At 44.3% G+C, this 23,297-nt stretch carries 26 protein-coding genes, 5 tRNA genes, 1 other RNA gene, 2 pseudogenes and 1 riboswitch; of the genes and pseudogenes, 15 read left to right on the top strand and 19 right to left on the bottom strand.

The genetic code is table 11. The features are described from left to right. Positions 1 to 66 precede the first annotated feature (66 nt). The 4 genes from F897_RS14270 to trhO all read right to left on the bottom strand — a co-directional run bounded on the left by F897_RS14270 (position 67) and on the right by trhO (position 2,647). Entirely contained in the window at positions 67 to 495 is a 429-nt protein-coding gene (locus F897_RS14270; protein ID WP_005236866.1) for an ABZJ_00895 family protein, read from the bottom strand. 29 nt (positions 496 to 524) lie between these two features. Beyond that, complete coding sequence (locus F897_RS14265) at positions 525 to 1,142, bottom strand: DedA family protein (protein WP_005236865.1); 618 nt, start codon at positions 1,140 to 1,142, stop codon at positions 525 to 527. Between the two features lie 88 nt (positions 1,143 to 1,230). Further along, complete coding sequence (locus F897_RS14260) at positions 1,231 to 1,509, bottom strand: hypothetical protein (RefSeq protein WP_005236864.1); 279 nt, start codon at positions 1,507 to 1,509, stop codon at positions 1,231 to 1,233. Between the two features lie 205 nt (positions 1,510 to 1,714). Next, positions 1,715 to 2,647 (bottom strand): oxygen-dependent tRNA uridine(34) hydroxylase TrhO, encoded by a 933-nt coding sequence (gene trhO / locus F897_RS14255; protein ID WP_005236863.1) that lies wholly within the window; start codon positions 2,645 to 2,647, stop codon positions 1,715 to 1,717. Positions 2,648 to 2,703: 56 nt separating this feature from the next. Between trhO and F897_RS18075 the strand changes: the two genes are divergently transcribed. Genes F897_RS18075 through F897_RS14245 form a run of 3 tightly spaced genes read left to right on the top strand, consistent with a single transcriptional unit; the run spans position 2,704 to position 3,979 of the window. Beyond that, on the top strand, positions 2,704 to 2,832 hold the full coding sequence (locus tag F897_RS18075) for a hypothetical protein (RefSeq protein ID WP_257218376.1): 129 nt from the start codon (positions 2,704 to 2,706) through the stop codon (positions 2,830 to 2,832). Between the two features lie 3 nt (positions 2,833 to 2,835). After that, positions 2,836 to 3,324: a DUF1289 domain-containing protein gene (locus F897_RS14250; protein WP_004784856.1), complete on the top strand. Its 489-nt coding sequence runs from the start codon at positions 2,836 to 2,838 to the stop codon at positions 3,322 to 3,324. A gap of 43 nt (positions 3,325 to 3,367) precedes the next feature. Next, positions 3,368 to 3,979, top strand: coding sequence for a LysE family translocator (locus F897_RS14245; RefSeq protein WP_005236862.1), 612 nt, complete (start codon positions 3,368 to 3,370; stop codon positions 3,977 to 3,979). Positions 3,980 to 4,036: 57 nt separating this feature from the next. Here the strand turns inward: F897_RS14245 and ribB are convergent, their stop codons facing one another. Next, the gene (gene ribB, locus F897_RS14240; protein ID WP_005236861.1) at positions 4,037 to 4,696 is read right to left on the bottom strand and encodes a 3,4-dihydroxy-2-butanone-4-phosphate synthase; all 660 of its coding nucleotides are present in this window, start codon (positions 4,694 to 4,696) and stop codon (positions 4,037 to 4,039) included. A gap of 106 nt (positions 4,697 to 4,802) precedes the next feature. Further along, positions 4,803 to 4,961: riboswitch (FMN riboswitch) on the bottom strand. Positions 4,962 to 5,132: 171 nt separating this feature from the next. Here ribB and F897_RS14235 point away from each other — a divergent pair. Together F897_RS14235 and F897_RS14230 are read left to right on the top strand one after the other, a co-directional pair. Next, complete coding sequence (locus F897_RS14235) at positions 5,133 to 6,938, top strand: DUF2157 domain-containing protein (RefSeq protein WP_005236860.1); 1,806 nt, start codon at positions 5,133 to 5,135, stop codon at positions 6,936 to 6,938. After that, positions 6,935 to 7,498 carry a GDYXXLXY domain-containing protein gene (locus tag F897_RS14230; protein WP_005236859.1) on the top strand — a complete coding sequence of 188 codons (564 nt, stop codon included), beginning with the start codon at positions 6,935 to 6,937 and terminating at the stop codon, positions 7,496 to 7,498. The genes F897_RS14235 and F897_RS14230 overlap by 4 nt, the downstream gene beginning before the upstream one ends. 68 nt (positions 7,499 to 7,566) lie before the next feature. On the opposite strand, the gene panD is transcribed toward F897_RS14230, so the two are convergent. The 11 genes from panD to F897_RS14175 form a co-directional block, all read right to left on the bottom strand. Next, positions 7,567 to 7,947 (bottom strand): aspartate 1-decarboxylase, encoded by a 381-nt coding sequence (gene panD, locus F897_RS14225; protein WP_004784844.1) that lies wholly within the window; start codon positions 7,945 to 7,947, stop codon positions 7,567 to 7,569. Between the two features lie 143 nt (positions 7,948 to 8,090). After that, positions 8,091 to 8,672, bottom strand: a complete 582-nt coding sequence (gene pth, locus F897_RS14220; protein WP_005236857.1) for an aminoacyl-tRNA hydrolase — start codon at positions 8,670 to 8,672, stop codon at positions 8,091 to 8,093. Between the two features lie 19 nt (positions 8,673 to 8,691). Then, on the bottom strand, positions 8,692 to 8,988 hold the full coding sequence (rplY, locus tag F897_RS14215; protein ID WP_005236856.1) for a 50S ribosomal protein L25: 297 nt from the start codon (positions 8,986 to 8,988) through the stop codon (positions 8,692 to 8,694). A 100-nt stretch (positions 8,989 to 9,088) separates the two neighbouring features. Then, the gene (locus F897_RS14210) at positions 9,089 to 10,042 is read right to left on the bottom strand and encodes a ribose-phosphate pyrophosphokinase (protein WP_004784839.1); all 954 of its coding nucleotides are present in this window, start codon (positions 10,040 to 10,042) and stop codon (positions 9,089 to 9,091) included. A 36-nt stretch (positions 10,043 to 10,078) separates the two neighbouring features. Next, positions 10,079 to 10,153: transfer RNA gene (locus F897_RS14205), tRNA-Gln, on the bottom strand. Between the two features lie 91 nt (positions 10,154 to 10,244). After that, positions 10,245 to 10,319, bottom strand: a tRNA-Gln gene (locus F897_RS14200). 20 nt (positions 10,320 to 10,339) lie between these two features. After that, positions 10,340 to 10,414, bottom strand: a tRNA-Gln gene (locus tag F897_RS14195). A gap of 26 nt (positions 10,415 to 10,440) precedes the next feature. After that, positions 10,441 to 10,515 (bottom strand) — tRNA-Gln (locus F897_RS14190). After that, on the bottom strand, positions 10,514 to 11,344 hold the full coding sequence (gene ispE, locus F897_RS14185; protein ID WP_034581219.1) for a 4-(cytidine 5'-diphospho)-2-C-methyl-D-erythritol kinase: 831 nt from the start codon (positions 11,342 to 11,344) through the stop codon (positions 10,514 to 10,516). Before ispE ends, F897_RS14190 begins: the two co-directional genes overlap by 2 nt. A 21-nt stretch (positions 11,345 to 11,365) precedes the next feature. Then, a complete protein-coding gene (gene lolB / locus F897_RS14180) occupies positions 11,366 to 11,944 on the bottom strand; it encodes a lipoprotein insertase outer membrane protein LolB (RefSeq protein ID WP_005236854.1) in 579 nt (192 codons plus the stop codon). A 16-nt stretch (positions 11,945 to 11,960) separates the two neighbouring features. Continuing rightward, positions 11,961 to 13,664: a tetratricopeptide repeat protein gene (locus F897_RS14175; protein WP_005236853.1), complete on the bottom strand. Its 1,704-nt coding sequence runs from the start codon at positions 13,662 to 13,664 to the stop codon at positions 11,961 to 11,963. 78 nt (positions 13,665 to 13,742) lie between these two features. On the opposite strand from F897_RS14175, the gene hemA reads away from it, so the two are divergent. Continuing rightward, positions 13,743 to 15,026 (top strand): glutamyl-tRNA reductase, encoded by a 1,284-nt coding sequence (gene hemA / locus F897_RS14170; protein ID WP_005236852.1) that lies wholly within the window; start codon positions 13,743 to 13,745, stop codon positions 15,024 to 15,026. Between the two features lie 71 nt (positions 15,027 to 15,097). Here hemA and F897_RS14165 read toward each other — a convergent pair whose 3' ends face one another. Together F897_RS14165 and F897_RS14160 are read right to left on the bottom strand one after the other, a co-directional pair. After that, entirely contained in the window at positions 15,098 to 17,002 is a 1,905-nt protein-coding gene (locus F897_RS14165; protein WP_005236850.1) for a DNA primase, read from the bottom strand. 196 nt (positions 17,003 to 17,198) lie between these two features. Beyond that, positions 17,199 to 18,191 (bottom strand): outer membrane protein assembly factor BamD, encoded by a 993-nt coding sequence (locus F897_RS14160; protein WP_005236848.1) that lies wholly within the window; start codon positions 18,189 to 18,191, stop codon positions 17,199 to 17,201. A gap of 71 nt (positions 18,192 to 18,262) precedes the next feature. On the opposite strand from F897_RS14160, the gene rluD reads away from it, so the two are divergent. From rluD to F897_RS14145, 3 genes are read left to right on the top strand one after another with little or no spacing between them, the layout of a single operon-like run. Then, entirely contained in the window at positions 18,263 to 19,315 is a 1,053-nt protein-coding gene (gene rluD, locus F897_RS14155; protein WP_004784827.1) for a 23S rRNA pseudouridine(1911/1915/1917) synthase RluD, read from the top strand. A gap of 37 nt (positions 19,316 to 19,352) precedes the next feature. After that, complete coding sequence (pgeF, locus tag F897_RS14150; RefSeq protein ID WP_005236847.1) at positions 19,353 to 20,093, top strand: peptidoglycan editing factor PgeF; 741 nt, start codon at positions 19,353 to 19,355, stop codon at positions 20,091 to 20,093. A 40-nt stretch (positions 20,094 to 20,133) separates the two neighbouring features. Further along, entirely contained in the window at positions 20,134 to 20,694 is a 561-nt protein-coding gene (locus F897_RS14145) for a flavodoxin family protein (RefSeq protein ID WP_005236845.1), read from the top strand. A 50-nt stretch (positions 20,695 to 20,744) separates the two neighbouring features. Here F897_RS14145 and smpB read toward each other — a convergent pair whose 3' ends face one another. Beyond that, the gene (smpB, locus tag F897_RS14140) at positions 20,745 to 21,221 is read right to left on the bottom strand and encodes an SsrA-binding protein SmpB (RefSeq protein WP_004784822.1); all 477 of its coding nucleotides are present in this window, start codon (positions 21,219 to 21,221) and stop codon (positions 20,745 to 20,747) included. A 138-nt stretch (positions 21,222 to 21,359) separates the two neighbouring features. Between smpB and coaD the strand changes: the two genes are divergently transcribed. The 6 genes and pseudogenes from coaD to F897_RS17535 form a co-directional block, all read left to right on the top strand. Continuing rightward, on the top strand, positions 21,360 to 21,851 hold the full coding sequence (gene coaD / locus F897_RS14135) for a pantetheine-phosphate adenylyltransferase (RefSeq protein WP_004784820.1): 492 nt from the start codon (positions 21,360 to 21,362) through the stop codon (positions 21,849 to 21,851). A 1-nt stretch (position 21,852) separates the two neighbouring features. Further along, the gene (locus F897_RS14130) at positions 21,853 to 22,116 is read left to right on the top strand and encodes a YfhL family 4Fe-4S dicluster ferredoxin (protein WP_034581081.1); all 264 of its coding nucleotides are present in this window, start codon (positions 21,853 to 21,855) and stop codon (positions 22,114 to 22,116) included. A 26-nt stretch (positions 22,117 to 22,142) separates the two neighbouring features. After that, an RNA gene (gene rnpB / locus F897_RS16820) (RNase P RNA component class A) lies at positions 22,143 to 22,520 on the top strand. A 72-nt stretch (positions 22,521 to 22,592) separates the two neighbouring features. Next, positions 22,593 to 22,669, top strand: a tRNA-Met gene (locus F897_RS14125). 100 nt (positions 22,670 to 22,769) lie between these two features. Further along, positions 22,770 to 23,111 (top strand): annotated as a pseudogene (locus tag F897_RS14120) (P-loop NTPase fold protein); the annotation flags it as partial. A 57-nt stretch (positions 23,112 to 23,168) separates the two neighbouring features. Next, a pseudogene (locus F897_RS17535) lies at positions 23,169 to 23,297 on the top strand (IS701 family transposase); the annotation flags it as partial.

Below are 23,297 nucleotides of genomic sequence, written 5' to 3'. Positions count from 1 at the left end.
GCACCGTCAGGTGCTTTTTTTAGCTCAGGTGTTTTGTACAACGTTTGGACTAGTTAATTACCTAGTCTAAGGTTTATGATCGGCACCCGTACGCTTGCTCAAACTATAACGCGCATAGCCATTATAGGCGATATGGAACAGCAAGGCATGTAAGGAAATACTTACAGCCACCAGAAACGAATTTGGCCCGCGTCCTGTATAAGCCATCCTTCTATAGATTTCCTCCGTCTGTGGATGCAACCAGATCACTATAAACAAAAAGATAAATCCAAAGGTCATGGCAATAATCGTGGAACCCCAGACCAGTCTGCTTTTCTCTTCCTGGGTGGGTAGTCGGAGTTCTTTTTTCACAAAGTATCGGGCGCTGAGAAAGGCGGAGGCAATCAGGGCAGGAATCAGCAGAATGGCGCCCAGATTGAACACATAGATGAGTATGCCGACTATTAAGACCATAGTCAGATAAACGGTGGCAAAATATTTAAGATAATGCGACATCGTTTTAGCCTCCTTATGCTGGGGTCTCTTCAGGATGGGCGATTTTTACGTTGATGTCTACGGTATAAAACCCATCCCACGATGATCACGACAATCGCAATAATCACATAACTGACCTGACTGAAGATTTTGTGCATCAATTCCTGATTTTCACCAAAATAAAAACCGACACAGGCCAGGAACGTGGTCCAGATAACAGTACCTAGTCCACTATAGAACATGAATTTCCAGAAAGGCATATGGCTCATGCCGGCCGGGATACTGATGAGGGAACGTACTGCCGGAACCATCCGGCCAAAGAATACAATCCGGTGTCCATACTGCTCGAACCATTCCAGAGATTTTTTCACGTCTTCAGATTTGATAAACAAGAATTTTCCATATCGGTCTATGAATCTGAAAATACTGTCGTGGTTAAATTTGTAGCCAATCCAATAGAGCAATGCCGCTGCCAATAACGAACCGATACTGCCTGCAATAATGACTCCAACCAGCAGTAAATCTCCCTGAGAAGCGGAATAGCCGGCAGAAGGCATAATAATTTCAGAGGGGATCGGGGGAAAGACATTGTCAAGAAACATGAGCAGGGCAATGCCCCAGTAGCCCAGCTGTTCCATGACAGAAATAATCCATTCAGTCAGATTCATAAAATTGGCAAAATAAAGAATACTGCTTGTATCCTAAGCAGTATTTTTAAGAGGGTAAAGTTAAGTTATATAAATGGCCAAGTGCGGATTAACTATGTGTTAAGGTATAAATGTAAACTTTACGTAAGCTGTAAGCCAGGCAAACTGGCAGAGCGCTGAGCAGTAAATAATGTGCTACTGTAGCCTCAATATGGTAGCCGATAAACAGGGCAAGAATGGCACCAATGATAGTTCCCAAGATCACAATAAACAGATGTGATTCTGCTTCCAGCTCATCTGTCATTTGGGTAATACGTTCCAGTTTTGTATTTTCTTTAGGTTGGAATCTAACAATATTATCTGGATCCCGAGCAAGTAAATTGGCCATTTTGTTTTCCTTTTCATTTAAAAAATTAATTAATAATGAAGGACTTATGGTAACAAAGTAATGTGATATAAGACTATCAAGCTTGGCTGTAAAAATATGCTGTTCTTGGTAAGGGATTGGTAAGTTTTTTATTGCAGATGTAAAGCTTATGTAAATAAAAAGCCCTCCGAAGAGGGCTTAGATATTTTTGGTTACAAAACTGGAGTTAGAGACGTTTACGTTTTGCAGCCAGAATTTGCGATTGACGCATACGGAAACCTTCTTTTTGTTTCTCGGTGGTTTTATCGATGCAGTACACACAAGATACGCCGTGTTCATAACTTGGCAGCGCTGCTTCTTCAGGTGTTAATGGCCAGCCACACGCATGACATTTGGTATTTTGACCTTCTTCCACACCATGTGTAACCGCAGTACGGCCATCAAATACGAAACATTCACCTTCCCACAGACTTTCTTCAGCTGGAGTTTCTTCCAAGTATTTCAGAATACCGCCTTTCAGGTGATACACCTCTTTAAAGCCTTCCTGAAGCAATAAAGAAGTTGATTTTTCACAGCGAATACCACCGGTACAGAACATGGCAATTTTCTTGTCCTTGTGCTGTTCCAGATTCTTTTTCACGTATTCAGGGAATTCACGGAAAGTTTCAGTTTTCGGATCGATTGCGCCTTTAAAGGTACCGGCTTTATATTCGTAATCATTACGGGTATCCACCAGAATCACATCATCACGTGCAATCAGCTCATTCCATTCTTTAGGATCAAGATAATGACCAACCAGATCACGTGGCTTAACCGGCACACCTAAAGTCACAATCTCTTTTTTCAGCTTGATCTTCATTTTACGGAATGGTTTGTCAGAGCTATGCGACTCTTTATATTCCATTTCGTTGAAGCCTTCATCCAGCAGGAACTGGTGTACTTTGTCGATGGCTTCACGGTTACCCGCAACGGTACCGTTAATGCCTTCACCTGCCACAATTAGAGTACCGCAAAGGTTGATGGTTTTTACCAAGTCTAAAAGACGTTGTTGCAGACCTTCAGGGTTTTGAACTTCTTTGAATTGATAAAGTGCGGCAACAACCCAACCAGTCGTCGCTTGCTGTTCTACAGGTGCAAGCTGTTCTACAGTAGCGTTCATGGAATACTCCAACGTAGCATGATAATTTGAAAGGCGCATATTTTAACGTGATTTGAATGAATAAGCGAGTAAAAGGCCGGGTTTTAACGGACTTCAAATCGATAGGGAGAGCGTGTATAGTCATGCCGACCCAGGATTTTGATGCAATGATGCAGATGCTGGAAGTTGCAGCACAGTTGGAGTAAGTTTTGAGTTCGGATCGTCGTATTGCATCTTTGACCCCTTGCGCAGGGCGTTGCTCAACCGTATTTGGTGATGCGGTCTGTCGTGGTTGCCGCCGTTTTAATCATGAAGTGATTCACTGGAATAGTTATAACGCAGATCAACATACTGCGGTCTGGCAGCGGCTGGATGCACAGCTAGATCAGATTTTGGTCCCGATGCTGCCGATGGCAAATCTGGCCAAAGTGGAAACATTTGTCCTGTCTAAACGGGTGCGTCTGCGTGAAGATGCGACTAAGGGCCGTAAGCTTTACCATGCCTTGAAACTCTGTGAAAAGAACCGTCATTTTACTGATGAAAGCGGTTTAGGCATTCATTACAAACAGGTACGTCCGCTTTGGGATGAATTCGAGCGTCGGGTACTGGCACTCGCCAAAGCCAGTTATGACCTGGCCTTTTTACGGGCGGATGGGATGAGCCAGCACCTGATTCAGATGCAGGAAGAGGACGAATAAGTCCTCTTTTTTATTAAAAAATCATGATAGCTGAGGAAATGGCGTGAATATCAGTGAATATGCTCTCTATTGTCTGGCCGTCGTCATCATGATTGCCACACCTGGGCCTGTTATGCTACTAGTTGCCAGTACTGGACTGAAAGGTGGCTATAAAGATGCTTTACAGACCATTTTCGGGACGAATTTTGCTTCTCTGGTATTGATCACCTTATCTATTTTTAGCTTAAAAGGCTTATTAGTGATTAATGAAAACTGGCTGAATGGCATCAAGCTACTTGGCTGTTTATATATTGCCTGGCTAGGAATCCAGATTTTCCGGGAAGTCTGGCAAGAGCAGGGTCCAACCAGTTCACAAGGTTTGCAACCAGTACAGGGAGGATTTCGAACCGGTTTTCTGGTGGGGATCTCCAATCCCAAAGATATTATTTTCTTTGCTGCATTTTTCCCGCAGTTTATCGGCATTACTCCAAACTTAGATTCCAGTTTAGTAATTCTAACGATCAGCTGGATTGTTCTGGATTTTTTGACCCTATCATTAGTTTATTTAGGCTTTCAACGCTTTGCTAAATCCAGGTTGTATCCTTATTTGCTTGGTTTGTGCGGTTTGATTTTATTGGTAGTCGCAGTCTATGGAATATTATCTGTACTCATCTAAAAATATTTATATAAAATAAAAATCCCGGTTTAAGCCGGGATTTTTTATCTTTACGCCTTAGACATTGTGCTGCTGGCGGTAATGCACCAGTTCATCAATGGTGATCACGGTCAGCTGATGTGTCTGTGCATAAGACAATACCTGAATGCCAGAAGCCATCGTGCCATCTGGGTTGGTCAGCTCACACAGAACACCGGCAGGTTTTAAACCCGCCAGACGTGCAAGATCAATCGTACCTTCGGTATGACCACGACGGGTCAGCACACCACCTTCACGGGCACGTAAAGGGAAGACATGACCTGGACGATTCAGATCACTGGCGACAGCACCGTCTTTAATGGCTGCTTTAATTGTGGTGGTACGGTCTTTGGCAGATACACCAGTCGTCACACCTTCTGCAGCTTCAATCGTTACAGTAAATGCAGTTTTAAACTGGCTAGAGTTATCCTGTACCATTGGCGGCAGTTCTAGATGATTGGCCAGTTCATCAGTCAGGCACAGGCAGACAATACCGGAACCATCGCGAATCATGCGTGCCATGGTTTCTACAGTCAAAGTCTCTGCAGCAACGATGAGGTCGGCTTCATTCTCGCGGTCAAAGTCATCCATCACCAGAACAGGTCTGCCTTGGCGGATGTCTTCGAGTGCTTGTTGGATGCGCTGTTCAGCGGGAGCTAAAGCGGAAAAGAAAATTTCGGGTTGAATCAAACTTGACATTGAAACGCTCACGTAAAGTAAAAGTACGATTGAACATTTCAGGACATAGTGAAAATAGGCTTATAGCAAAACAGTTTCATGCCAGGCATAAAACAGGATGTACTGCTTTCGTCTTCTTTCATCCGGACTATACCGTCGGCTCTGGATTTACACCAGATCTGCAGATCAATTGAAATTGACCGCTCGTGGGCTGATTCAGAAATAGAAAGATTTACTACCCTGAAATTACCACCGGTGGGGAATCTCACCCCGCCCTGAAGCGATGTGGGATCATTATAGTCCTGGTTTTTAAAAGATGGTATAGTTTGGCCAGTCACGAATTTGCAGAATTTCAGATAAGCAAAACAGATTATTTGAATTACTACAGCCTTTTAGCAAAAAACTGGAAACATGTTATGTTGCTATTAAGAATAGAAATTGACCAATCATTCTGACAATGAAGAAAACCGAGCTGATCCATAATAATCCATTTTCTCCCTTGCTGTTTTGTGATGCAAAGGTTTTGCGTTATCTCAATATTTTGGGCGTTGCGCTGATTGCAGTCAGTTTGCTGTATTTAATGGCTGCGAACTGGTGGATGCTACCGAATCAGGTTCAACTTGCAATTCCAATGCTGGTTTTAGTCTGTAGTGCAATAGCCAGCATTTACTTTAATCAGCGGGAATGGATCAGACAGAGTCTGGATACCTTGTCTGGCCTGATGCTGGGCTTAAGTCTGGCTGTGATTGGGCAGATCTATCAGACTGGTGCCGATAGTTATCAGTTATTTCTGCTCTGGGCTGTATTACTCTTGCCGTGGCTATATCGATCCAATATCGATATTTTTGCCATGCTTTGTGTGGTCACTCAGCTGGCATTGTATTTTTACTTTAAACAAAGTTTCTGGATGATACGGGCAGAAGGGTTGTATCTACTGACTTTGAATCTACTGACAGCCATTAGTTTTGCCTTTGTCATACGTTATTACCCATTGCTGCGATATCTGTTTATTGCATTCATTATCATGATTTCGATCAGCAGTATGATGCAGTTTACCCATCATTTTCAGCTGATCTATCTGGCTTCTTCAGTTGTTCTGCCAGCCGGTGCTGCATTTTATTTTTATCGTAAGCATCAGGCATTAGAAACCATTTTATTGATTGCAGGCTTGGCTGCCAGTGTGAGCCTATGGCTGTTTGAACTGTTGGACGATCGGCTTACCAATTCAGCAGCTGATTTATTTATCTTGGCAATGCTGATCTTTGGCTGGTTTGCGCTGATCAGTTTTGCGCTCAAGAAAATATTTCCTCAAACCAAATTCTCCGTCATTCCTTTGGCACTCGGTGCCTGGATTGCTGGGATTATTCTGGCAATCCTATTGCTGACCTATTGGAAAGCGGTTTCAATTGTTTTAGGTCTCATTTTTATTGGCATCGCTTGGAAATTATTAAGTCAAAAGAATTCCATATTTCTACGTCAGTTTGCCTATTGCTTATGGGTATGTGGACAGGCTGCTGTGCTGATTCATACAGAACTGCTCACCGATAGTCTGTTTATAGTGTGGTTGTTGCAATTAATGATGCTGGCTCTGACTGTGATCAAACGGCTGCACTGGTTCATTCTGACCTTACAGCTCTTGATAGCTCATGCTTTAGCAATTGTCGTTTTGGCATTAGAGAACTCCTTTAAGCATGATGATATCGTAATCACGCTTGCCCTAAGCTTGAACTATGTCATTTTTATCGGGCTATTCCTAACCGCTAGATATTGGCAGTCCTCAATTTATCAGAAAAGTATTCTGCTCTGGATCATCGCTATGCTGACAGGTTCAGCCGCGGTTCAATCTGTGACTAGATTAGAGCACTGGCAGGGCGCCGGGCAGATTAGCTTTGACCACGTTCTGCTGTTTTATGTTCTTCCGAGCTTCTTACTACTGAGTTTAATTTGGCAAAACTGGCAGCAATTTAGTGAAAAATGGCTTTGGTTAATTCCTGTATTTGGCATCTTACTTATTCTGTTGGGCTATTTTGAGATTTTTATCATTATGCTGCTTATGGCATGGGCAGTAGTTTATCAGCAACGACTTATACAGACACTTACCATTTTATTGCTGATCTTCTGGTTATGGATGCTGTATTACAATCTGGGTTTAAGCTTTCTGTTTAAAAGTATTAGTATCTTTGCTTCAGGGATACTGGTCTTGTTGCTGACCTATATTTTAAAGGAGTCAAAACTACAATATGAGGAAGGAGAGGCAAGATGAAAAAGTTTCTTCCTTTGCATCTGGCTATTTTCAGTATCGCCTTATTTTGTGGATTGATTGCGCAACATGAATGGCATCTTCGAGATAGCCAAAGTATTTATGTAGAACTGGCACCAGTAGATCCGCGATCAATTTTGCAAGGGGATTACATGGTTCTGAATTATGATCTGCATTTTAGTGCGCTAGCAGCGGAGAAGAGATTAGAACAATCAGAACCTAAAATCAGTATTCAAGATTTCGAAAATCAGTCCTGTGTACTAAGCTATGTACAGCTTGATGAGAAAGGAAGAGTTGTCAAATCCAGTTTTGATCGAAGTGCGTTAGATCAGCCACGCTCAGCGCAATTAATTCTGAAAAATCCGCAGAATACCTTTGAAGGCTTATATCCGGCTACCAACAGTTTTATGTTTGCCGAAGGGCTTGAGCCTTGTTATCGTAATGCTAAATTCGCTGAATTAAAGATAAAAGAAAATGGAGAAGCTTTGTTAGCCGACCTGGTAGATCAAAATCTTAAGTCCTTAAACTGTGAGAACCGAAAAAGCTGGTGGCAGGGGAGCTAATCCTATTTTAATCAACCCATAAAAAAAGCCCGCAAGAAGCGAGCTTTTTAGAATCTTGTCGAACCAGCTTAGGCAACTTGTACCGGAATGCAATTTGCAGTGTGATTCACAGTGTTATCCGGGTTGGCATAAACCAGACGTGGTTTATGAGCATTGGCTTCAGCTTCAGTGAAATCACCAAATGTTGCGATAATTACGATATCGCCAACATCAGCCTGGTGTGCAGCACCACCATTCACAGAAATAATCCCTGAATTATCTTCACCACGAATGGCATAAGTAGTAAAACGCTTACCATTGGTCACGTTCCAAACATGAATTTCTTCGTATTCACGAATGCCAGCTAGATCCATCAAAACGCCATCAATTGCACATGAACCTTCATAGTGTAATTCCGCATGTGTAACAAAAGCGCGATGAATTTTGCATTTTAATAAACGAGATAGCATGGCTAGCGTCCCCTTAGTTGACCTAAGACTTTGATCTTATGGTTGAATCAATTTCTACGACACTGGATAAGTGGGTAGGCTTGCGCATTTTGCGCCTAAATGGCCAGCAAGGCAAGCGGAATTGTCCAGCAATTTATGAATGTTTAGTTCGGTTTATAAGCATTGATTTGATTCATTGCCTGTTGTACTTCACCGTTCACCAGCATTTTGGCGCGAGCAAGTGCATGGGCAATTGCATCGTCCATTAACTCTTGTTCACTGCTTGGTGCTTTACTCAGGACATGACCAGAAACACGGTCTTTAGAACCTGGGTGACCAATACCAATGCGTAGACGATGAAAGTTCGGACCAATATGCGGCACGATATCGCGTAAACCGTTATGTCCACCATGACCACCGCCAGTCTTCAGGCGAATAATGCCTGGATTCATATCCAGTTCATCATGGGCAATCAGGATTGATTCGGGTGCGATATTGTAAAATTTGGCGAAAGGAACAACACTTTTACCGGAAAGGTTCATGAATGTGGTAGGTAGAAGGAGACGGACGTCTTGACCTTCGATATTGCCACGACCGCTGAATCCATTGAATTTAGGGTCTTTTTTAAGGCTAATGCCATATTGATCTGCAAGGCGTTCTACAAACCAGAAGCCTGCATTATGGCGGGTTTGAGCATACTCAGAACCTGGGTTGCCCAAACCTACAATCAGTGAAATATTTGACACTAATCTACACCATTAACACTTATGCGCGTTTGAAGTCAGCGTGCATTGGAGTGTTTTTAGCTGGGTGACGTTGTAACGCTTGGATTTTAACGTTTTCAACTTTACCGTTTACATCAATTTCGATTACTTCTTCGAAGAATGAGTTGCTTTCTAAGAATTTAACAAGCTGACGAAGTTCAAGAGAAACAGCTACAGGAGCAGCTTCGCCACCATAGATGATAGCTGGAACTTTAGCAGCATGACGAAGGCGGCGGCTCGAACCTTTCCCTTGTTGTGCTACTTCACGTGCTTCTGCGTTTAATACGAAGTTTGCCATGATAGACATCCTATTTAAGTTTTAAATGAACCGGACCTGCGACCGATCCGGTGATAGAAAGCCCCGCCAAATGGCAGGGCTTTGGGAATTCAGCACACTATTATAGATAAGAATCGAACATTGCGCTAATAGATTCTTCGTTGTTGATACGACGAATTGTTTCAGCAACCATGCTTGCAACTGAAACCTGGCGAATCTTGCCAAGAGCTAAAGCTTCTTCTGAAAGAGGGATGGTGTCAGTCACAACCAGTTCATCGATCACAGAATTTTTCAGATTTTCGAGTGCTTTACCAGACAATACTGGGTGAGTCGCGTAAGCAACCACTTTGCGGGCACCGAAAGTTTTCAACGCATCAGCAGCTTTACAAAGCGTACCAGCAGTATCCACCATGTCATCAACGATCACACAGTCACGATCTTTCACATCACCAATCAAATGCATCACTTGTGATTCATTCGCTTTTTGACGACGTTTATCGATGATCGCCAGGTCGATATCACCCATCTGTTTCGCAACAGCACGAGCACGAACTACGCCACCTACGTCAGGAGAAACAACCATCAGGTTATGATGCTGTTGTTGGCGTAAGTCAGCAAGTAGGGCTGGCGTACCGTAGATGTTGTCTACAGGAATATCGAAGAAACCTTGGATCTGGTCAGCGTGAAGATCAATCATCACCACACGGTCAATACCTACAGTGGTCAGCATATCTGCAACAACTTTTGCAGTAATCGGCACACGGCTTGAACGGGGACGACGGTCTTGACGGGCATAACCGAAGTAAGGAATCACGGCAGTAATACGACCAGCACTTGCACGGCGTAACGCGTCAGCCATGACCAGGATTTCCATCAGGTTATCATTGGTCGGTGCACAAGTAGGTTGTACGATGAATACGTCTTTACCACGAACATTTTCAGTAATCTCAACAGCAATTTCGCCATCAGAGAACTGGCCTACAGAGGCAGCGCCTAGAGGAATATGTAAGTGACTTACGACTTTTTGAGCGAATTGTGGATGCGCGGTTCCACTAAAAACGACAAGATTGGGCATGAAGCACCCTTGGCGGTTGGTATGTATGGAAGTAGATGGCAGGGGTAGCTGGATTCGAACCAACGAATGCCGGGATCAAAACCCGGTGCCTTACCACTTGGCGATACCCCTAATGCGGCAGAACTTTAATATTTTTGCGGTATTGTGTCAAGGTAAATTAACAGTCTTACAGCAAATGATGTTCTGTCTTTTTTCGAGAAAATGGCAGGGGCGGCTGGATTCGAACCAACGGATGCCGAGATCAAAACCCGGTGCCTTACCACTTGGCGACGCCCCTAGATTTGATGAACTGTAAGATGGCAGGGGTAGCTGGATTCGAACCAACGGATGCCGGGATCAAAACCCGGTGCCTTACCACTTGGCGATACCCCTAATACAGTACATCTACAGGTGAATAATGGCAGGGGTAGCTGGATTCGAACCAACGGATGCCGAGATCAAAACCCGGTGCCTTACCACTTGGCGATACCCCTATTGAACCTTGAAATGATGTAATGGCGATTCTTGTAGACTGTTCACCAAGTAAGATTTACATGGCGCATTCTCAAGAATGTCGGTCACATTCATATCATCAGTTACTTCGATAAAAACACAAGCACCTGTACCTGTAAGCTTTGCAACACCGAATTGATCGAGATATTGCATTGCCTCATCGACTTCTGGATATAGGCTTCTTGCCACTGGCTCAAAGTTATTTCCGAAATCAGATGGCTTTATCTGATAGGCGCAAAATTTAGAGGGCTTCGTGTCTCTTGTCAACGTTTTTTGTGAAAAAAGCTGTTGAGTGCTGATAAAACAGTCAGGTTTTAACACAATGAACTGTTTTTGATCTAAGTCTATGAATGTTAAGTGTTCACCAATACCTTCAGCCCAAGCATTGCGACCATGAACAAAAATAGGCACATCCGCGCCCAGCTTGACGCCGAGCTCTGCCAGTTGCTCAGAATTTAAGCCACAATGCCATAACTGATTCAGCACAATCAAGGTCGTTGCTGCATTGGATGAGCCACCACCAAGACCTGCACCCATGGGAATATTTTTCTCTAGTCGAATGATCAGACCAGAAGGCGTTTTGGCATAAGGCTGCAAAATCTGCGCTGCACGATAGATGAGATTCTGTTCCAAATCGACTGAGGCTAGACCTTCAATCTGAATCTGCTGATCATCTGTTTGCTCAAACTCTAGCCAGTCACACAAATCTATCAACTGAAAGATACTTTGCAGCTCGTGATAACCATCCGGACGGCGACCGGTGATATGGAGAAACAAGTTCAGTTTTGCAGGTGAGGGAACACGAATCATCATAGGCTTGCATCAGACCAGTTAACGGTTTTGAATCACCATTGTAATACGGTTTTCACCCCCATTCTCAAGCGACTGCTTTAAAATCAAGCGGTTTGGAACAGTTGCCTGCTGGTTATAACTCAGATCTACCGTCCAGCCTTGTTCAATAATCTGGCTGATACGCTGTGAGCTGTCTTTCTGGATCTGGGCAGATTGTGTCGCAGGACGTGCCTGTACCCAATCGACTAAATGACTAATCGGGGCTTGCCAGCCTGTTGCACGTTGCAATAGTTCTTCTGCCGTTGCTGCCTTGATCAGACCGGTTTTGGCACTATTCAAAGTTACCTGACCAGGAGTACCTGAAATCTGGGTTTTTCCGGCACCTAAGATACCAGTCAGTTCAATATCAAACTCTTCCTGCTGCTGCACCCAGGTAAAAAAGGCACTGCCGCTTTGCTGAGGTGTACGTACCCCGATTTTACCTTGCAGCTGGAACTGGTTTTCAGCCTGTACCGATGGCGTGACAGGCGCTTTTTGCTGAACCATTTGCTGACAGCCACTCATGAACAGGGCAGTAGAAGTAATGAAACAGCAGCCTAAAGTACTTATGTTGCGCATAAAAGAATGGACTCGTTCAGGATTGTGGTGCTAACAATAGCGAATTAAGTTGGTTTAATTCTGGGTCATTTGGATGGTTTTGTTGTAATTGTTGTAACACTTGATGGAATTGTTGTAGATCACCTTTCATATAAAGCGAACGTGCATAACGGACGCCAATTTTCGCACTTGGATTCAGTTCATAGGCTTTAAGCAGCACTTGGGCAGCCGTGGCAAAGTCATTTTGCAGGTAACAGATATAGCCATAGGTATCCAGAATAGAAGCCTGTTCTGGCGCATATTCCAGTGCCTGTTCAGCATAGCGCCGTGCTTCATCCAGACGGCGATTTTGTCGCGCCAGTGTATAGGCATAAGCATTCAGATAGGTTGGACTATTCGGCTCAATTTTAAGCAGGGTTTTTAACAGCTGATCCAGTTGATCACGATCTTCATGTGGATCTAGCAACAAGACTTGAGCATAGACCAGTTCCGGATCATCCGGCAGGTTTTTGCTGGCTTCTTCCAGAATCCGGATTGCTGCATTCTTATTATTCATGCGTTTCAGAATATCCGCTTGAGCCAGATACAGGAAACTGGCATGTTGCGGATAATTGACCCGTTCCTGAGTCAGAAAGCGCAGTGCATCATGCAGTTTATCCTGCTCGGCAAAGATCGCAATGATATTGCGTCGTGAAACCGTATACAGGCTGCCATCCACCAGGCGGTAATATGCCTTGGCGGTTTCATAATGCTGTTTGCGTTCTGCATTGACTGCCAGATAGTAATAGGCTTCATTCTGGTACTGAGCTGAATAGCGGAGCTCAACCAGATATTTTTCGGCCCGTTCATATTGCTGCAGGTCAATACTGGTTAAGCCGGCAATAAACAACGCTTCTTCGTGTTGTGGTGATTTTTTCAGGATCGCTTCTAGTTTCTGTAAGGCCTTTTCAGCTTCATTCAGCTTGATCAGGTATTTAACCTCAGCCAGACGTATATCCATGTTGTTGCGATGTTTGCGACTGGCTTTCTCGTACCATTTCAACGTTTCCGCATCATCACCCAATGCCGCCAACAGATTGGCTTTCATCAGGATATAGCCAGTTGATTTTGGACGTTTTTTTAGGGCGCGATTAATGGTATTGAGAGCCTGTTCTAGCTGACCTTTTTGTGCTTCCAGACCGGCGACCAGCACTAGAATTGAAGGATTGTCTTTGGCTTTACTAGTACTTAGAGCCTGAATTAAATATTCACGGTCATCCGGCTCATCTGGAGCAATCCCGGCCAAAATTTCTTCCAGATCGGCGTTATCATCAATTTTCAGGATCTTTTCCAGTGTTTCTGCCGCTAGTTCGTACTCATGTGCTTTTAAAGCAATATGCGCCAGATAGAATAATGCCGGAACATCCTGCGGCTCCTGAACCACCCAATGGGTAGAAATATCCAGCGCTGCATTCAGGTCTTCATGTTCGAGGGTGATATTGAGTGCGCGCTGTTTAACCGCAGTGGAATTGCTTTTAATGGCCAGCACAGTATAGTTGTGTAAAGCGTTTGGAATATCGCGATAGGCGAGTGCGAACTCGGCTATCATACTTTGTTTTATCGCATCATAATTTTGATTTGCATGGTAAACTGCTTCTGCTGCATAAAGATGAGCAGTTGAAGCCATGCTAACCACCAGCAAGAATGTGGTAGAATATTGCTTAATGGTAGGGCCGTTTATACGGCTAGTTGTTAGACGCAATTTTTCTTTATCCAAGTAATGCTTTTTATGACACCGATGTTGCACAATAGCATAAATTTAGTGAAATGATGACCTGATATGTCTTTCTTTGCATTGGGTGTCAACCATCAAACTGCCTCTGTAGAGCTGCGCGAAAAGATTGCTTTTAACCCTGAAAAGTTAAGCATTTTACTTGCCGAGCAAAGCCAGCACCCTGTACTGAATGATATGGTGGTGGTGTCTACATGTAACCGGACCGAAGTTTACGCGATGTCGGACAATGTCGACATGGTGCTGAACTGGCTCGCCCAGACCAATGGTATTGATCCCAAGCAATTACAGAATCACGTTTATCGCTATGAAAATGCGCAAGCCGTCACTCATCTGATGCGTGTCGCCAGTGGTCTCGACTCCCTAATGCTCGGTGAACCGCAGATTCTGGGACAGGTCAAAACCGCACTCTCTCTTGCAAAAGAATCTAAAACCGTTTCGCAAAACCTGAATCGTATCTTTGAATATGCCTTTTATGCAGCTAAGCGTGTACGCTCGGAAACAGCAGTCGGCAGTCATGCAGTATCGATGGGCTATGCAGTCGCACAATTAGCATTGCAAGTATTTAGCCGACCTGAGCAATTGACTGTGATGGTGGTAGCCGCCGGGGAAATGAACAGTCTGGTGGCCAAACATCTGGTAGAAATGGGCGTTGGAAAAATCATTATCTGTAACCGGACTCGTGCTCGTGCAGAGAATCTGGCGCAGGAAATCGCGCATCGTGCAGATGTAGAAATTATTGATTTTGATCAGCTGGCAGCAAACTTGCATCGTGCAGATGTGATTTCCAGTTGTACCGGTAGTTTGCATCAAGTTATTCACTATCCGGATGTCAAAGCTGCCTTAAAGAAACGCCGTTACCAGCAGATGCTGTTGGTCGATCTGGCTGTACCGCGTGATATTGATCCAAAAGTTGAAAAGCTGGATGGAGTTTATCTCTACGGTGTAGACGATTTGCAAAGCGTGATCGATGAAAACCTGGCACAGCGTCGTCAGGCAGCGGTCGAAGCGGAAGTGATGGTCAATCAACTTGCGACTGAGTTGATCACCCAGCAGAAGGTGAGCGAAGCGGGTAGTACGATTCATGCTTACCGGGATTATGGGGAAAGCTTGCGTCAGGAAGAACTGGCGACCGCTATGCAACGCATCGCTAAAGGTGAAAATGCTGAAACAGTATTGGCCGAATTTTCGCATCGTTTGACCCAAAAACTTCTGCATCCGACCTCAATCATACTGCGTGAAGCTGCCAAAGCTGAAGATCCAAGCTATTTTGAAATGCTACAGAACAGTTTACAGGACGTGGTACAGCATCGCCGTAAGGTTAAACATTAAGATGATCTTGAGTTAATTTCCCGATATTTAAAAGGCGTTTAAAATAAACGCCTTTTTTATTTTCATGATTTTTAATCTTCGAGTAAGGTCATGGAACGTTTTTTATCAATTTCATAAATCCGCATTTTGAGATTTTTCATCTCCGCGATGCTACTAAACTTTTTCGATTTCAGTTTGTGTTGTAAGCATTGATATTGCAGCTTGATTGAGAAGTCTGCCGCCAGTTTATCTGCCTGCTCAGGAGAAGAGGTGTAATCACTGACATTGGCATGTTGCAGGATATGCTGTAACTCATGATGATGTGCAGCACAGGCACCGAGTACATAATAGGTCGACAATTCCGGATCATCCGGCAATTCATCAAAAATCACATTAAATATATTCAGGATCTTGAACAACAGCTGATCTTCACTGACCAGTGCGCGTAATGGTTCAAAATGAATATACAGATACGGATGATTTAGCAAAATCGCAATGACATACTCTTCGGCATCAATTTTGGTACTAAAGCTTAGAGATGCATCATTATTGACTTTGGGTTGCCATTTGCGGCTAAAACCGAGTTTTTCCCGGAAGAACTGCTGTAGCAGATAACGAAATGAGCCAGTTTTTGGCAACAATTCGGTTAATTGACGCAGCTCGCCCATGACCTGACTTTTACCTTCTGGCGTTGCAATATCGTGATTTTGGGTGAGATGAGCAAAGACAAAGTCAGAGAGTAGAGGTGCCTGATCCAGCAGACGTCGGAAATTTTCAATGCCTTCACGACGAATCAGGGAGTCTGGATCATGGTCATTCGGCAGGACAAAGAATTTGAGCTCACGCCCATCATTCAGTAAGGGTAGAGCAATTTCCAGAGTACGGCGTGCAGCCTTTTGTCCGGCCGCATCACCATCAAAAGCAATGGTAATCCGGTTATTCTGCTTGAACAGAATATTTAGGTGATCAGTATTACTTGCTGTTCCCAAAGTAGCTACTGCACCATGAATGCCATATTGCTGCAAGGCAATGACATCCATATAGCCTTCCACCATCAGCCAGTCTTGAGCTTTCTGCTTGCGACCTTCATACAGGCCATATAGTAACTGGTTTTTATGGAAAACTTCTGAATCGGGTGAGTTGATGTATTTCGGTTTGATCTCGTCATTCAGTGCACGACCACCAAAACCAACCACGCGACCTTTGCTATCACGAATCGGGAAGATGACCCGATCACGGAGCAGGTCAAAATCCCGGCCACTATCGCTAGTACGAATCAGGCCTAAAAGTTTGAGACCTTCAATATCCTGCGGAAAGGCTTTTTCCAGATGTTGCCAGTCTTCCGGTGCATACCCGAGTCGCCAGTAGGCAATCGTTTCTGCGGTCAGACCACGCTGTTTAAAATACTGCTGGGCACTTGGACTATTGGGTAATTGGCGCTCATAAAACTGCGTGATATTCTCCAGCAGGTCGTATAAGTTGCCATCTGCTTGTGCTTCTGCTGCAGGCATTTGCTCAAAAGCGGCAAAAGGATCATCTGTATAAAATTCAGCTTCAGGTGCCTGAATTTCAGCAAATGGATCAAAATAAGCAGGTTGTTCTGATACTGGATTTGTAGATGTATCCGCAGTTTTTACTGGTGGCGTAGCAACCGGTTTTGGTTTGGCTTCGCGTTTGTATTTTAAGCGGTTGGAATCTTTATTGTCTTTAGGCAGTTCAATTCCGGTCTGGCTAGACAGGTCTTTCATCACTTCAATGAAATTGCGGCTGCCAATATCCATTAAAAAGCGGATGGCATTGCCGTTGGCCTGACAGCCAAAGCAGTGGAAATACTGCTTGTCACGATAGACGTGAAAAGAAGGAGATTTTTCCTGATGGAAAGGGCAACAACCCGAATAGGTACGGCCAGTTTTTTTTAGTTTCACGTATTGACCAATCACATCGACAATATCGGTGCGATCGAGAATCTGATCAATCGTATGCTGAGGAATGGCCATGGTTTGCTAAGCTTCTCGTGCTGCGTTATTTAGGTGTTAAATCATTGAAAATTAAGAGCAGGATGATTTATCCAACGCTATAAATGAATTAATTGGTATAACCTGTTTGCACAATTTGTTCAAGCATTGCTCAGAAAATGCAAAAGGGCAAGTATGATAACTTGCCCTTTGCAAAAATGCACCTGTAACAGTTGGCTTATTCAGCAGTCGGTTCAGGTAGCTCAGTTTCAGAGGTTTTTGGACGATCGAGTAGACCAAACGTCATGCGATTGGTCAAACTGCGTTTTTCTGCCTGTGCTTCAGATGATTGGCTAGACGTATCGGTCACGGTTTTGGCTTCTTTACCGAAAATACCCAAAGTCGCACGGTTGAAGAAACTGCCTTCACTACGTGCTGCACGCAGGTTCACAGTACCATCAGCATTCACCAGACCTGGATAGTTCAGTTTCAGTACTTCGATATATTGCTGTGCTGTGGCTTTGTCACCTAGCTTGTCATAGCCGTAAGCAACGGTTGCCAGCGCTTCTGGAATTTGTGGAGTTTGTGGATAGTGTTCAATTACCCATAAACCACGTTCAACAGCAGCCAGATATGCTTTACGCTTGATATTGAAACGAGCCGCATTCATTTCGCTTTCTGCCAGCTCCTGACCGATAAACTTCATGCGCTGTGCCGCGTCTACAGCATAGGTACTTGATGGATAGCGGCGAATGAAATCGACAAAATTCTGGTAAGCCACTTTCAGGTAGCTCACATCACGGTGTGACTGTTTTAATGAGGTATAACGCAGCAGGCCATTATAGTTCTGCTCCATATTCGCTACGCCACGAATATAGTAAGCATAATCGACATTTGGATGTTGCGGATTCAGACGGATAAAGCGTTCTGCCAGTGCGACTGCACCTTCATAATCTTTTTGCTGGAATTTGACATACAGCAGTTCCAGTTGTGCCTGCGGTGCATACTGGCTGGTTGGATAATAGGTTTCCAGTGCTTCGAGCTGTTTTGCTGCATCAGTATATTGTTTGCGATCTAGCGCGTTCTGTGCTTTTTGGATATAAACCTGTTCGCTAGATTCTGGACCTTTGTCCACGACTTCTTTTTTTGGATTACTGCTACAGCCTACCATTGCCGATGCAATGCCTAACGTCACAGCAAGCATTGTCATTTTATAATGTGGTAGCGACATAAAAATTCCTCTGTTAATACGGGCAATGAGCTACAATTGCACTATTAAACCACTTTTGTCTGAATGAGCAAATGAGTCAAGCACAATCTTCCAATTCTAATATCCCTGATACTGATTTCAATTTACTTGAAGATTCTGAGGATGCAGATAACCATACTTCAGACGCAACTGCAACACGTTTATCGTTGCAATTTCAATTGGATGAAAGTTATATCGGGCAACGTATCGACCAGATTGCGGCCATGGTCTGGAGCGATTTTTCTCGAGAAAAGCTCAAGCAATGGATCAAAGACGGCAATTTATTAGTGAATGGTCAACCAGTTAAGCCGAAATTTAAAAGTGACGGTTTTGAAACCCTGACTTTAAACGTTGAACTGGAGGCACAAACCCGTAGCCTGCCTGAAGATATTCCACTGGATATCGTCTATGAAGATGATGACATTATTGTCATTAACAAACCAGTGGGCATGGTGGTGCATCCGGGCGCAGGCAATATGACTGGTACACTGGTCAATGCCTTGCTGCATCATTATCCGAAATCTTCTGAACTGGCGCGTGCAGGTTTAGTGCACCGGATCGATAAAGATACTAGTGGTCTATTGGTTGTCGCTAAAAATCTGGAAGCGCAGTTTGCACTTAGCAAACAGCTTGAGAAAAAGACTGTTTACCGTGTGTATGACCTGATCGTGTATGGCAACATCATTGCCGGCGGTACCATTGATGAACCGATTAAACGCCATCCGGTTGACCGTGTGAAAATGGCAGTCCTGCCAGGCGGTAAGGAAGCGGTGACGCACTACAATGTGAAAGAACGCTTCCAGCATTTCACCCGTATTCAGGCACGTCTGGAAACCGGTCGTACGCACCAGATTCGTGTGCATTTTAGTTACCTGGGCTATGGTCTGGTCGGTGATCAGGTCTATATGCCACGTGTGCGTATGCCAGCCGGTGCTTCGCAATTGCTGGATGACACCTTGCGTGGTTTTAAACGTCAGGCACTGCATGCAGCGACACTAGGTCTGAAGCATCCACGTACCAAAGAAGAAATGACCTTTAATGCGCCATGGCCAGAAGACTTCGCCAATCTGGTTGAAGTGCTGCGTAGCGAAAACAAGGCCTATTAATTTTCATTCTATTAGCAGTCATTAAAAGGGAAGCGACATGCAATTTGTACAAGGTTTGCCTCAAGGCGTTTATGTGGGTCAGACCCGTGTTCATCATGAACAGGTACAGCCTTCAGCCCAGCCAGAACTGGCCGGCTTTAACCTGGCTTTGCATGTCAATGATGATGCTGCACGTGTACAGAAGCATCGCATCCAGCTATTGAAAGACTTCCAGCCTTTTGGTGTGGACAAAATTACCTGGATGACACAGACGCATAGCACCATTTGTCATACCATCAATGAGCAGATGCCTTTCGAGGCATTGGTCGGCGATGGCCTGGTCACACAGCGCAAGGCCCATGCCTTGATGATGATGACGGCAGATTGCTTACCTGTGGTACTGGGTAATGCTGAAGGCACTGAAGTAGCCAATCTGCATGCGGGTTGGCGTGGGCTGGCAGGCGGTATCGTTGAAAATACCATTGCCGCGATGCAATCCAAGCCTACCTGGGCGTGGCTCGGTGCAGCGATCAGCCAGCCTTGTTTTGAAATTGGCTCAGAAGTAAAAGAAGCTTTCTGTTCCAAATATCCTGAACTGGACAGTGCATTTCAGGCAGGGGAACAGGCCGGAAAATACTATGCGGATCTGTATGCGATTGCGCGTTACATCTTACAGCAGCAGGGTGTTGAGACTGTTTTAGGTGGCGATCAGTGTTCATATCGTCAGGCGGATGAATACTTTTCCTATCGCCGTGAAGCCAAAACCGGACGCATGGCAACATTCGTGTTTATGGTATGAAAATGTTAAACTTGATTGAAATTCTTGGTTTTTGATTGTTATGTCCCTATCTTCCCAATCTGTTGCGATTGTTTATCACAGTCCTTATGGACACACGGCTAAAGTGGCAAACTTCATTGCCGAAGGCGCACAAAAAACTGGTGTCCAGGTGCATATGATGAATGTGGAACAGGTGGATTGGGAGGTGCTGGACGCTGCCGATGCAATTGTATTTGGCTGTCCGACCTATATGGGTAGTCTGACTTCTGCCATGAAGTTATTTATGGAGCAGTCGTCCAAGCGCTGGCTGGCACGTAGCTGGCAGGGCAAGCTGGCAGCAGCCTTCACCAATGGTGGTGGCTTAAGTGGGGATAAGCTGGCTGTCTTGCAGCAGATCAATCTGTTTGCCATGCAGCATGGCATGCTCTGGTCAGGGCTACCTTTAATGCCGACAGGTCGTTCCACTACCGATTTGAATCGCATGTCGAGCTTTCTGGGCCTCATGACCCAATCTGACAATGCGCCTGTTGAAGTGACACCACCGGAAGGGGATTTGCAAACTGCGATCTGGTTTGGTGAATATATAGCCCTAACATTGGCCCGTCTGAATCTAAAAGCCTAATTCGATCTGTAAAAAAACCTCCATCAATTGGAGGTTTTTTATTGCTGGCATTATTTATGGAAAATACGTGCTTTATCACGTTGCCAGTCACGATCTTTTTCAGATGCACGTTTGTCGTGTAACTGTTTACCTTTGACCAACGCAATTTCCAGCTTGGCATGCGGGCCTTTCCAGTAACAGGCCAGTGGTACACAGGAATAACCTTTCTGGTTGATCGCGCCCATGAGTTTTTCAATTTCACGGCGTTTCAGCAGCAGTTTACGGGTACGCGTCGCTTCAGGGACAACATGGGTAGATGCACTCAGTAAAGGCTGAATCTGTGCGCCGAACAGGAAAGCTTCACCATTTTTAAAGGTGATATAGCTCTCCACAATACTCATACGACCGGCACGTAGGGATTTCACTTCCCAGCCTTGCAAGGAAAGTCCAGCTTCAAATTTTTCTTCAATAAAATAATCGTGACGGGCACGTTTGTTCAGAGCAATCGTTCCGCCGTTATTTTTTTTAACTACAGTTGCTTTCGCCATAATCAGACACTTCCAAAGTTGTAGCTATTGTACCGTAACTTTTATTGAGTTGAAGTGTTTAAATTGATGGAGTTTCTTCACTAAAAAATGAAGATTTTGTTAAAATGGAAACTTACACAATAAACAGAGTACAAATGGATGACTAAAACTCGTGTAATTTATCCGGGAACTTTTGATCCGATCACCAATGGCCATATTGATTTGGTGACCCGCGCAGCAAAGATGTTTGATGAAGTTGTAGTTGCAATTGCCATCGGACATCATAAAAACCCGGTATTTAGTCTGGAAGAACGAGTTGAACTGGCCCAAACGTCATTAAGCCATTTGAACAATGTTGAATTTGTAGGATTTGATGGCCTGCTGGTGAACTTTTTCCGCGAGCAGAATGCCACAGCGGTATTACGTGGTTTACGTGCAGTGTCCGATTTTGAGTATGAATTCCAGCTGGCCAACATGAACCGTCAACTGGATTCTCATTTTGAAGCGGTATTTTTAACTCCTTCAGAGCAATATTCTTTTATTTCATCCACATTGGTGCGTGAAATTGCTCGTTTAAGAGGTGATGTGACCAAGTTTGTTCCGCCAAACGTGGTTGAAGCCTTCGAGCGTAAACTTCAACAAGGTTGGTAGAGTGTCTTTATATATCACCGATGAATGTATCAATTGTGATGTCTGTGAGCCTGTCTGTCCGAATGAGGCAATTTTCATGGGTGACGTCATCTATGAAATTAATCCGGACTTATGTACAGAGTGCGTCGGGCATCACGACAAACCACAATGCCAGTTATTCTGTCCTGTGGACTGTATCCCGCTTGATCCGAACCATGCCGAGACGCGTGAGGAGCTTCAGGCCAAGTATGAAAAACTGACTGCTCAAAAAACATCAAGCAATTAGTCGCCAGATTTGGTACTATGCGGCTCGAAGTGAGCCAGACGATCGCTGCTGTGGAGATCTTCGTGATTGAAGCAGGGGAGGAAAGTCCGGGCTTCATAGGGCAAGGTGCCAGGTAACGCCTGGGCGGCGTGAGCCGACGGAAAGTGCAGCAGAGAGTAGACCGCCTTCATTATGGTTCTGAGTAATCGGAATCGGAGGTAAGGGTGAAAGGGTGCGGTAAGAGCGCACCGCATGACTGGTAACAGTTCATGGCATGGTAAACCCCACCGGAAGCAAGACCAAATAGGGATCCTTTAGGCATGGCCCATGCTGGATCCGGGTAGGTCGCTTGAGCGTATGAGTGATTGTACGCCTAGAGGAATGATCGTTCTCGACAGAACCCGGCTTATCGGCTCACTTCACCAAATTTTGATCAATCAGCACAATATGGGCTTGACGTTCTAAACAGAAAAACCCATAATGCGCGCACAGTTTAAGGCTATGTAGCTCAGTTGGTTAGAGCACCGCACTCATAATGCGGGGGTCACAAGTTCAAGTCTCGTCATAGCCACCATATTCTGAAAAAGCCCACTCCGATTGAGTGGGTTTTTTTATGTCTATAAAAATTAAAATGATATGATGAATCGAAAATAAACAACTGAATTTTATAAACAATGATAAAGAATCAAGTCAATATACAACGAGATGAATTTGAAAATATCCAAAGAGCGTGGGAAGGTGACCTTTGGGATCGTGAACGTTTAGGTATTCAACTTACAAATTATGTGGACCGTTTACAGTGTGGTGCTGTATTGGCTTTGGATGCTCGCTGGGGTGAGGGGAAAACATGGTTTGTTCGTCATTGGGCAAAGCATTTATCTGATACAAAGCACAATGTCATTTATTTGGATGCCTTTGCGAATGATTATTTAGATGATCCTTTCTTAACGATTGCAGCACAGATTAGCCAAGCTTTCAAAGATTCTGATGAAATTGGTATTGAAGAGATTAATGATTTAGGACTTACGCATTGAGGGATTTAAAAAAGTCTCAAACTACTTTATAACGTATCTGTGATCAGACGAACTAAACATGCTTCTACAGCAACTTGTACATTACCCATTTATATGGGCTTTCTCATGACAGAACCAAACTCTATTAGCTGCACACAACTTGCCGAGACTTATAATATCTCGCATGAC

The organism is Acinetobacter variabilis (assembly GCF_000369625.1).
In the GTDB taxonomy this organism is placed as follows: Bacteria; Pseudomonadota; Gammaproteobacteria; order Pseudomonadales; family Moraxellaceae; genus Acinetobacter; species Acinetobacter variabilis.
The sequence above is the reverse complement of the archived record's forward strand: the minus strand, read 5'-3'. Positions and strand labels throughout refer to the sequence as shown.